Source organism: Enterococcus sp. GPZ-007, assembly GCF_059374735.1.
The window spans coordinates 21,149-30,292 of sequence record NZ_JCAFYN010000044.1; the positions used below are offsets into that span (position 1 = coordinate 21,149).

Here is a 9,144-nt window from a genome sequence, read left to right on the forward strand (position 1 = left end):
AATGAATTTTCAGAATATTTTCTAACTTAGCAACTTTTTGGTTCATTTTTATTCAAAAAATAAGCTCAACATAGAATGTCGAGCTTATCCGGCAAATTGACTATTATAAAGATTCGCGTAAAAGTCGCCTTTTTTCATCAAGCTGCGATGACTCCCCTGTTCAATAATCGAGCCGTCTTTCATCACTAAGATCAAATCCGCATTTTTAATGGTAGATAACCGATGAGCGATGACAAAGCTCGTCCGCTCCGCAGTCAATTGATCCATCGCCTGTTGGATCATTCTTTCTGTTCGAGTATCCACGCTCGATGTCGCTTCATCTAAGATCAATAATTGCGGATCGGCTAGGATCGCCCGCGCAATCGTTAAAAGCTGCTGCTGGCCTTGCGAGATCTGGGTCCCATTGGAGGAAATAATCGTGTCATAGCCATTTGGCAGCGTGCGAATGAAGTGATGGCATTGAGCATCTTTTGCTGCCTGCACAATTTCTTTTCTAGTGGCATCGGGATTGCCATAAGCGATATTATCCGCTACAGTTCCTTCGAATAACCAGGTATCCTGCAAGACCATACCAAACTTCTGTCGAATCTCAGCACGTGAAAAATGATTGATATTCTTTCCATCGACTTCGATTTGACCACCTGTCAATTCATAGAAGCGCATCAATAGGTTAATCATTGTCGTCTTTCCAGCTCCAGTCGGTCCGACGATTGCTACCATTTGCTTTGGCTTTACCTTGAAATTAACATCTTCCATTAAAAGACGATCCGGCGTGTAGCCGAATGCTACATGCTTGAACCTTACTTCGCCTCGCAAATTTTCTGGAACAGCGACACTTAGAACTTCTTCTTTTTCTTCCGGCTGATCTAATATCTCAAAAATTCGCTCTAACGCCGCAAATGCGCTTTGCAAACTATTAATCACATAGGAAACCTGTGTGATTGGTTCAGAAACTTGGTTCACATATTGTAAATAAGCTTGAACTAACCCAATCGATAGTTGACCATTGATTACCATGATACCGCCGACGACAGCACTTGCAACGAAACCTAGCTGATTAATAAGTCGAATCAATGGGTTGATGGCGAAGCTGACAAATTGAGCTTTCTTGAAGGCTTGAAATTGCGCTTCATTCAGCTTATCTAACTCATCTGCGGTTTCGTTTTGCCGGTTGTAGGATTTGATCAATAGATTTCCAGAATAGTTTTCCTCCGCTTTAGTGCCGACAGCGCCTAAAGCTGCTTGATTCTCAGAGAAATACTCCTGATTCTTATGAGCCAACCGATTGGTCAAAAAGAGGCTGATCAAAAGAATACCTACGATTCCCAATGTTAATAATGGACTCAAATAAATCATCAGCCCTAGTCCGATGACGATCGATAATATCGCTGAGATCATCTGCATCAAGCCGACTTGCAGGACTTCTGACACTTTATCCAAATCAAGGGTTGCTCTAGTTAAAATATCTCCAGTTTTGTATTGATCAAAAAAGTTCATCGGCAAGCGATTCAATTTCTCTGTCAACGTCTTTCTCAAACGTAAGGTTAGCGTTTCTGCCACGCTTGCCATGGTATACTCTTGCAGCAATGAAAATAGCGAGACGCCTCCCCAGGCTAAAAAGAGCCAGAGCACAGGCTGAAGCAAAGCCGCAAAAAGATTGTCCCAACTAACCGACTGAGTACGAACCAACGCTATGATCGCGTCCAAACCCCAACCTAAGATCAAGGGAGTAACAGCCATCAGAGCCGCAAAGCAAATAGCAGAGGCAATGATGATTATGAAACGAGCCTTTTGCTCCGCTAATAGTTTAAATAGACGAATCCCGGTTTTCTTAAATTCTTTTGGTGTTTCTGTATCTACGTTTTTTTCATCAACTTGCTTGATGCCCATGCTTCTTCCCCTCCATTCCTTGAGATTTAGCAAATTCTTGATAAACATTACACGTTCGAAGCAACTCTTCGTGTGTCCCTTTACCAACGATTTTTCCTTCTTCTAAAACAATGATCTGATCAGCATCTTTGATCGTTGACAGTCGTTGAGCAACGATCACGATTGCGGCATCAGATAGATAGGTTTTCAACGCTTTTCGCAGCTTCGCATCGGTCTGATAATCCAAAGCAGAAAAACTGTCATCAAAGAAATACAAATCAGCTGACTTGATCAATGCTCGAGCAATACTCAAACGCTGCTTCTGTCCGCCAGAGAAGTTATTGCCTTTTTGAGCGACGAATGCATTGAATTGTCTCCATCTAAGTTGTTGATAAAATCTTCTGCTTGAGCTACTTTAGCCGCTTGTTTCATTTCCGCTTCTGTTGCCTGCGGATTTCCAAAAAGAAAGTTGTCCTTAACCGTTCCGCTGAACAAGAAGGCTTTTTGCGGCACATAACTGATTCGTGCTCTCAAAGCCTCTTGCGTGACATTTTGGATTGGCTCGCCGAGAAAGCGGATCTCGCCTTTCGTTGTGTCCCTTAGCCGCAGTAACGCTTTTGCAATCGTACTTTTACCTGATCCAGTTCCGCCAACGATTGCTGTCACGCCTTTTGGAATCTCGATGCTGATATTGGATAAGACTGCTTCTTCTGCTCCACTGTAGGCAAAGTCCACATGATCAAAAACTGCGATGGGTGCATCCTGTTTCATTTCAAAAGAATCTTTCGACCCATCAACAATTTCTTCCTGCGTGTCAATAACTTCACCAATCCGCTCTAATGAAGCCAGTGCTTTAGGGATCATTACGATTACCATCGCCGCCATCGTCAAGAACCATAGGCTCAAGATGGTGTACTCACTGATTGCCGTCAAGCTTCCGATCGGTACACTTCCTTGAACGACTAACAGTCCGCCATAAGCTAAGACAGCTGTCATCCCTAGACCCATCGTAAGATTGACGGTCGGATTCAAGACAGCGAAAAGTTTATTTACCCGAATCATCACGTCCGCGTAGCTACTAAAAGTTTTGTCAGTCCGTTTCTTTTCAAAGCTTGTTTTATTAAATGCTCGAATCACGCGTACGCCTGTATAGAATTCTCGTAAAATCTGCATCATTTTGTCCATACGCTGCTGCATCACATCAGCAAGAGGAACCGCCTTCTTAATGACAAACAATGAAACGATCGAAAAGAGTACGATTGATACGATCGGAATCCAAATAAACCGCCATGAAATTGCTCCTGTTAAAACGATCGAAGCTAAACAGATTAATGGCGCCGGAATAATCATCTGGAACACCATCATCATGATTTGCTGAATATTGGTAATATCACTGGTTGTCCGAGCTAATAATGTCGGAGTTCCAAATTCGTCCATATCTGCCATTGATAAACGTTGTGTCTTATCAACTAACTGCTTCCGTAAGAAATAGCCAAAACGTCCAGCTAAGATAGCTGAGAAATAGCTGGCAATAATTGAGACAATCCCAGTTAACACTGCAATTCCTAACATCAAAGCACCATTACGCCAGATCGCTCCTTGATCCTGAGTTAAAATACCTTCATCAATAATTTCAGCAACATAGTAAGGAATCATCAACGTTCCAACCGCTTGCACGATCATTAAGATGAAGGTGCCAAAGAACATCATTTGATATTCTTTGAAAAAGACTTTGAATAATCTCATCTTTTTTTCCCTCCTTCTCCTATGGTAGAATAAACTGTAACGTAACGTCACAGTCAAGCAGAAAATGGAGTTTTTTTTATGAAAAAATATTTGACCATCAGCGAGATGGCAAAATACGCTGGAATTAGTCGCCGTACGCTGATTTACTATGACCAAATAGATCTATTTAAACCAGCAAAGGTCGGTGAAAATGGTTATCGCTACTATGGAATTGACCAGTATTTTGAATTAGATGTCATCCTCTTGTTAAAAAATCTCGACGTTTCCTTAGATGAGATTCATATCTTCTTAAAAAATCGGAATGTCGATTATGTCCTTGATGGCTTTATGAGACAGAAACAAAAGGTTGATGAACAGATAAATAAATTAAACGGAATTCGCGGGGCATTAGACAGCTATATTGAACGGTACACGACTTTAAAGAACTTTGATCTAGAATCAATCACTTATTCTTATCGTGATGCCGAATCCTTCGTGATCTCTGATACGATCGAAAGCTATGACGACTTTGATTCCGTGCAGATTTACGGCAGGTTTTATTCCTCAGTAGACAGTAGCGATCTCTTTAGCGGATATCCTATCGGTTTTTTGGTAGACGGTTCTGCCTTTTACGAGAAAAATTTTCACGATGCTCCCTATCGTGCGCTAGTTAAGATTCCTGAGGATCGATTGTACATCTATGATAAACAGCGTGTCATCAAACGACCGGCTGGTTATTACGTATCCGGCTTTATGAAGGATGAGATCCATCATATCAATACCTTTAATAATCGTTTCAGAAGTTATCTGAAGGAAAATGAATTGGTTTTAAATGGCGATATTTGGGAACTATTGTGGCAAGATGAGACCACCTCTGAGCATCCCGAAGATCAGATATTTGAAGTACTAATACCTGTAAAGCGTAAAAAAGACTCTGAGTAATTATCAGTTTCTTTAAACCTGCAGAGACATTTATATTAATCAAAAAAGCTTATTCTTTCTTCGTGAATCATATTTTGGTACAGTGAAATAGTTGTAGAACAAATGATGAAATTGTTTTGATGTGTTTAATAGCACCTTACTATAAGGAGATTATGATGAATTTTGAAATTACCGATAGGATTCAAGAAAAGGATAAGTCAGAGATTATGACAGGATTGATAAACTACAATCTAGCTAGAATTGAAGACAAAAGTTCAAAAGAATTAGGCATCTATTTAAAGGACAAACAGGGAAAAATGATTGGTGGCTTAATTGGAGAAACACATGGAAATTGGCTAATGATTGAATTTTTGTGGGTTGATGAACTACATAGAGGAACTCATATAGGTAGTCAGCTGCTGGAACAAGCTGAGTCGACTGCCAAAAAAAGAGGCTGCAGCTACGCTTTTTTGGATACATTTGGTTTTCAAGCACCTACTTTTTACAAGAAGCACGGATACAAAGAGGTATTTACCTTAAATGAGTACCCACTTACCGGAAAACGATTTTATTTCACTAAAATACTTTGAGCGGTAAAAGAGTCGTTTCTCCAGTGTTTGATTAGTTGACCTTACTTTTGTAGAATGATTATCTACTACCTTTTTTAACTACTATTTGCCAATGTTTGATGCATTGGTAAAATGGAGAGAGATTATCACCAAATTTATATCATATTTCCAATAGAATCGAGCTTCTGTTAACCAAATAGCCTTGACACCCTGTCTGTATTGATGATAGGATGAAAAAAGAATTTCATGAAGGGAGAGAGTATGATGATGAAGACCAGAAAAAATAAGCAAATACATTTGATTGAGCTTTTTGATTTGTTTTATTGGAGCAGAGTGTCTTTTTCCGAGGACTCTCTAGATGCTTAAATAAAGTCTATTTGTCAAACTGCCAATCGTGGATTGGCAGTTTTTTTGCTATTTTTACGCATTAAAATTATGCCGAAAAGATAGCAATCATTAAGCGGTAGCCATAGTTTTCGGACCTAAAAAACGATATTGGGTACCATTTACCAAGATAACTGCACATTTCTAACTTAAAATTTTAACGGAGGTGTTTCCTATGAGTGGAAAAAAAGAGAAATCAGAGAAGAGAATAAATTAACTAGAGGAATAATTTAATTCCTCAAAGAGAGGATTAAATATGTTAACGATAAAAGGAAAATATAATTCAGCAATTGTGTACACAGATATTTTGACAGATAGTACAGTCGGTCAAATTATGACTCTTTGCAATCAAAAATTTGTTCAGAATGCAAAAATTCGGATTATGCCAGATACTCACAGTGGCTCTAGCTGCGTGATTGGTACAACTATGACAATTAAGGATAAAGTAGTCCCTAATCTTGTCGGTGTAGACATTGGCTGCGGACTCAATGTGACAAAGATCAGAAAAGGTGTCAAATTGAATTTTGATAAGTTGGATCGTACAATTCGTAATCGAATTCCTAGTGGTCACCATTCGCACGGGAAACCTCAATACGCTTTTCCCTTAGAAAATGTGCAGGCTCCGATTCACCGCGGGTGGGCACTGCGCAGTTTGGGAACATTAGGTGGCGGTAATCACTTCATTGAAGTGAATGAAGGAAGTGACGGTTACTATCTGGTCATTCATAGCGGTAGCCGTGTGTTAGGTAAGGAAATTGCTGAATACCACCAGGAAATTGCCTATCAGAAGTTGACACAAAGGCGGCAAGAACTAAAGCTGCAAGCAAAGACGACGAATGATCCAGATGAAGAGGAACAGCTGGTTCAACAACGAGAAGAAATAAAAATACCTTATGAATTGTCGTACGTGTCTGAGCAAGATCTGATTAACTACCTATCAGATATGAAAATCGCTCAACAATATGCGGCATACAATCGGCAGAGCATGGCACGGACAATCCTAAAAGCTATGAAGTGGGAAAAATATATCATCGAAAGCTTCGACAGTCCTCATAATTATATCGATCTGGAGCACATGATTTTACGCAAAGGGGCTGCTTCTGCCCGATCAGGCGAAAAAATGATCGTTCCCTTAAACATGAAGGACGGTTCCATTATTGGTATCGGAAAAGGCAATGATGAGTGGAATCAATCCGGTCCTCATGGAGCAGGTCGTACAATGAGCCGCTCACAAGCCCGAGTATCGATTAGTCTGGAAAATTATCAGCATATGATGCGCCACGTTTGGACGACCTCTGTTTCTAAACGTACGCTAGATGAAGCACCCAAAGCGTATAAATCAAAGAAACAGTTGCTAACGAATCTACACGAAACAATGGATGTAAAAGAAATTATTAAGCCATTGTATAATTTCAAAAGCTAAACAGAAGACGATGGAAAATCAAAATGATTCTCCATCGTCTTTATTTTTCAAGTGGTTAACCTAAGAATGAAGCCGATACTAAAGTACTCTTACCCAATCACAGCCATTTCCCATTCCTTCTAAAACTGTTGAATCAATTGGAAATCTCTCGGCAAAAATTCGGCTTGATTGGCATCAATAATACGTCTTCCTGCTGGATGAAACTCTCTCCTTCCATATAGCCTCCTGTTGAACAAAAAAGTTCCTATTTCATAATCGTCAGGTGGAATACAAATTGCTTCTATTATTAACAACTTATTTCCCTGCTACTTAATCACTTACCTCACAAGCAGCCATTACTTCAACACCAGCTTCTGCCAATTTTAAGTTCCATGCCTCGATTACAGTCCATGCGTTCTTCACAAAAGTACTATGGGCATCTTTTAATAGTGAGGTTTTAAATCCCCTTGATTTGCTTTCTAAACAAGCAGCCTGAACACAGCCATTAGTGACAAATCCGCAAACATATATCTCCTGTATTTCAAGTTTCTTTAACAATTCTACGAAATCAGGCTCTGTAAAAATATTGCTTCTCTTCTTATTAAAGATAATTGCAGAATCAGGACGCTGAATACTTGAATCAAGTGTCCATGATTTTGCTTCAACGGCTAACGAAGTCTTATTCGTATGTCTAGTGAAGATAATCGGCTGCTGAGCCTTTTGAAATGATTCAACAACTGAATTTATAGTTGAAATAATTTCAGTTTTCCTGTAAATAGTTCTATTCAATACCCCTACTTGCCCATCTAAAACTAGCAGCAATTTCTTTCCCATTCAATCCTCTCCCAGAAGCAAATTCTTTTCGATACATCTATTCTAAACCCTCTCATTACCGGAGAGTCAATCTCGTAACCACGATAGAACCCAATTCTATTCAAAAAAAAGACCCAACATCTCTGCTGAGTCCTACTAGGGCGAACGATGGGAATCGAACCCACGAGTGCCGGAGCCACAATCCGGTGCGTTAACCACTTCGCCACGATCGCCATGGTGCTATTTAATTTCAAATAAAAAACTAAGATGAAATAACATCTTAGCTCTTTATACCGGCGGCCGGGGTCGAACCGGCACGCCCGTGAGGGCACTGGATTTTGAGTCCAGCGCGTCTGCCAATTCCGCCACGCCGGCATGTCAATAAATATTCTAGTACTAAGGCGGTAACCGGATTTGAACCGGTGATGAAGGTTTTGCAGACCTCTGCCTTACCACTTGGCTATACCGCCATTATACTATTGTTTTCTTCTTAGAACAAGTATTTTTCAAGAAAGTTTCTTGATACTTTTCCAAGAAAACTGGGGTAGCTGGATTCGAACCAACGCATGAGGGAGTCAAAGTCCCTTGCCTTACCGCTTGGCTATACCCCAATAATTACAAGGGCGAACGATGGGAATCGAACCCACGAGTGCCGGAGCCACAATCCGGTGCGTTAACCACTTCGCCACGATCGCCATATTAAGAAAACAGGGGCAGCAGGAATTGAACCCACACTAACGGTTTTGGAGACCGCTGTTCTACCTTTAAACTATGCCCCTGAAACAAATGGAGGAGAGTGGATTCGAACCACTGAACCCTAAGGAACGGATTTACAGTCCGTCGCGTTTAGCCACTTCGCTACTCCTCCATGGTGGCGCGGGACAGAATCGAACTGCCGACACACGGAGCTTCAATCCGTTGCTCTACCAACTGAGCTACCGCGCCATATTATAATAGTCTAAAGTTTTTAATTAAAATGGCGGTCCCGACGGGATTTGAACCCGCGATCTCCTGCGTGACAGGCAGGCATGTTAACCCCTACACCACGGAACCGAATGGGGGTTAACGGGTTCGAACCGCTGACCCTCTGCTTGTAAGGCAGATGCTCTCCCAGCTGAGCTAAACCCCCATATTATTTAATTAAATGACCCGTACGGGACTCGAACCCGTGTTACCGCCGTGAAAGGGCGGTGTCTTAACCGCTTGACCAACGGGCCAGTAAAAAAGATGTTACGGAGAGTAAGGGATTCGAACCCTTGAGACAGGAATACCCGCCTACATGATTTCCAATCATGCTCCTTCGGCCACTCGGACAACTCTCCAAGATAGGAGCACAAAGGCCCAATACTCTATGTTTATTCTCTCTCGAGAAACTCCGGCAGTAGGACTCGAACCTACGACATCATGATTAACAGTCATGCGCTACTACCAACTGAGCTATGCCGGAAGAATAATCAGCGT

The 9,144-nt window shown here is 41.1% G+C and carries 6 protein-coding genes, 13 tRNA genes and 1 pseudogene; 3 read left to right on the plus strand and 17 right to left on the minus strand.

Annotated elements, in window-relative coordinates; genetic code table 11:
* Window positions 1-84: 84 nt before the first annotated feature.
* The 3 genes and pseudogenes from AC4J95_RS17395 to AC4J95_RS17405 all read right to left on the minus strand — a co-directional run.
* Window positions 85-1,890 carry an ABC transporter ATP-binding protein gene (locus tag AC4J95_RS17395; protein ID WP_494550944.1) on the minus strand — a complete coding sequence of 602 codons (1,806 nt, stop codon included), beginning with the start codon at window positions 1,888-1,890 and terminating at the stop codon, window positions 85-87.
* Entirely contained in the window at window positions 1,871-2,182 is a 312-nt protein-coding gene (locus AC4J95_RS17400; protein ID WP_494550950.1) for a hypothetical protein, read from the minus strand. The genes AC4J95_RS17395 and AC4J95_RS17400 overlap by 20 nt, the downstream gene beginning before the upstream one ends.
* Window positions 2,183-3,615, minus strand: a pseudogene (locus tag AC4J95_RS17405) (ABC transporter ATP-binding protein); the annotation flags it as partial.
* A 78-nt stretch (window positions 3,616-3,693) separates the two neighbouring features.
* Between AC4J95_RS17405 and AC4J95_RS17410 the strand changes: the two are divergent.
* The 3 genes from AC4J95_RS17410 (at window position 3,694) to AC4J95_RS17420 (ending at window position 6,891) form a co-directional block, all read left to right on the plus strand.
* The gene (locus AC4J95_RS17410; protein ID WP_494550945.1) at window positions 3,694-4,536 is read left to right on the plus strand and encodes a MerR family transcriptional regulator; all 843 of its coding nucleotides are present in this window, start codon (window positions 3,694-3,696) and stop codon (window positions 4,534-4,536) included.
* 155 nt (window positions 4,537-4,691) lie between these two features.
* Complete coding sequence (locus AC4J95_RS17415; protein WP_494550946.1) at window positions 4,692-5,105, plus strand: GNAT family N-acetyltransferase; 414 nt, start codon at window positions 4,692-4,694, stop codon at window positions 5,103-5,105.
* Window positions 5,106-5,724: 619 nt separating this feature from the next.
* Window positions 5,725-6,891: an RtcB family protein gene (locus AC4J95_RS17420; protein ID WP_494550947.1), complete on the plus strand. Its 1,167-nt coding sequence runs from the start codon at window positions 5,725-5,727 to the stop codon at window positions 6,889-6,891.
* Between the two features lie 309 nt (window positions 6,892-7,200).
* Here the strand turns inward: AC4J95_RS17420 and AC4J95_RS17425 are convergent, their stop codons facing one another.
* The 14 genes from AC4J95_RS17425 to AC4J95_RS17490 form a co-directional block, all read right to left on the minus strand.
* Window positions 7,201-7,704, minus strand: coding sequence for a cysteine hydrolase family protein (locus tag AC4J95_RS17425; RefSeq protein WP_494550948.1), 504 nt, complete (start codon window positions 7,702-7,704; stop codon window positions 7,201-7,203).
* A 139-nt stretch (window positions 7,705-7,843) separates the two neighbouring features.
* Window positions 7,844-7,916: transfer RNA gene (locus tag AC4J95_RS17430), tRNA-His, on the minus strand.
* Window positions 7,917-7,974: 58 nt separating this feature from the next.
* Window positions 7,975-8,058: transfer RNA gene (locus AC4J95_RS17435), tRNA-Leu, on the minus strand.
* A 24-nt stretch (window positions 8,059-8,082) separates the two neighbouring features.
* Window positions 8,083-8,153 (minus strand) — tRNA-Cys (locus AC4J95_RS17440).
* Window positions 8,154-8,222: 69 nt separating this feature from the next.
* Window positions 8,223-8,294, minus strand: a tRNA-Gln gene (locus tag AC4J95_RS17445).
* A gap of 11 nt (window positions 8,295-8,305) precedes the next feature.
* Window positions 8,306-8,378 (minus strand) — tRNA-His (locus AC4J95_RS17450).
* 13 nt (window positions 8,379-8,391) lie between these two features.
* A tRNA-Trp gene (locus tag AC4J95_RS17455) sits at window positions 8,392-8,462 on the minus strand.
* Window positions 8,463-8,470: 8 nt separating this feature from the next.
* Window positions 8,471-8,551, minus strand: a tRNA-Tyr gene (locus AC4J95_RS17460).
* 1 nt (window position 8,552) lies between these two features.
* Window positions 8,553-8,628 (minus strand) — tRNA-Phe (locus AC4J95_RS17465).
* A 32-nt stretch (window positions 8,629-8,660) separates the two neighbouring features.
* Window positions 8,661-8,736, minus strand: a tRNA-Asp gene (locus AC4J95_RS17470).
* A 3-nt stretch (window positions 8,737-8,739) separates the two neighbouring features.
* Window positions 8,740-8,812, minus strand: a tRNA-Val gene (locus tag AC4J95_RS17475).
* A gap of 16 nt (window positions 8,813-8,828) precedes the next feature.
* Window positions 8,829-8,900: transfer RNA gene (locus AC4J95_RS17480), tRNA-Glu, on the minus strand.
* Window positions 8,901-8,916: 16 nt separating this feature from the next.
* Window positions 8,917-9,005 (minus strand) — tRNA-Ser (locus AC4J95_RS17485).
* Between the two features lie 51 nt (window positions 9,006-9,056).
* Window positions 9,057-9,130 (minus strand) — tRNA-Asn (locus AC4J95_RS17490).
* Between the last annotated feature and the right edge of the window lie 14 nt (window positions 9,131-9,144).